The 1,004-nt window shown below is 34.0% G+C and carries 1 pseudogene; it reads right to left on the minus strand.

The annotated features are described in order from the left end of the window. Positions 1–714: 714 nt before the first annotated feature. Positions 715–1,004 (minus strand): annotated as a pseudogene (locus tag F6K49_RS53045) (hypothetical protein); the annotation flags it as partial.

Consider the following 1,004-nt stretch of genomic DNA (forward strand, 5'->3'; position numbering starts at 1 on the left):
CTAAGTTATAGCCACCTGTTTTCAAATCTCTAAACATTTGCTCAATATTAAACCGTTTTTTATAAGCAGCAATTGCCAAGTCTAACGACTTTAAATTTGTGAGAATAAACCAGGGGTCTTTTGGGGCAAATCCTGAACCCTTTTTTTTCCATTTTGCGGCCAAATTAAAACGGGGTAATCCCTTAGTTTTCGTTACTTTGATTTCTTTAAAAAATCACGAAGTTCCTGGGACTAATTCTCAAGAATCTAACTCTGTCCAAATTTGTTTTTCAATTTCAATAAATTCAGTTTTTTTAAGACGTAGACAAAAGTCTGTATCCTTTTGTGACAACCAGTTTGCCAGCCTCAGAGATGAAACCTTAGACAGTTGAGCCTTTATAGCGGCAGGCTATGCAGAAAAGGGTTAAAACTCGTGGAATAAGGCTCAACTGTCTTACGGTAACTTCAAAACAGAACAAAATTCTCTATCTCCCAATAGGCAGATTCTATAATCTTTAAAAATCGGCATTATTTTTGATATATGAGTTGTTTGTTCCTTAAAATTACTACTGCCTAATTTTGGCATCAAAGTCAAGGAAATTGGAAAAGCTCTTTTGTCCCAAATCAGGCGAGTTACTAAAAGGTTTATTTTACCCCAATTTGTCCGATCAATTGCTATATAAACGAGGTCATTTTTTTCGGCGTTCGCCGACGCTACGCGAACAAAATATGTTTCTAGCAAATTAGAGAGAATAGGAAACCAAATAGTTTCAAAATTTTTGGCAAAGATAAAAAGCGCTGTCGTCTTTTTCTTCTACTTTCAAACTTTATTCCAAGAGGTAAAGCATTGGCTAATTTTTCCAGGCTAACTCTTTTAATTGATTGTAGTAGAATAACTACAATATTTGCTAAAATATAATTACGATCCTTTAGTTTAAATTTTAGATGGTTTTGATCTAATAAGGGTAACATTTTCAACAGATAGGTCTTATTGACAATGAAAGACCTATCTTTTTCTACCACAG

The organism is Moorena sp. SIO3I6 (assembly GCF_010672095.1).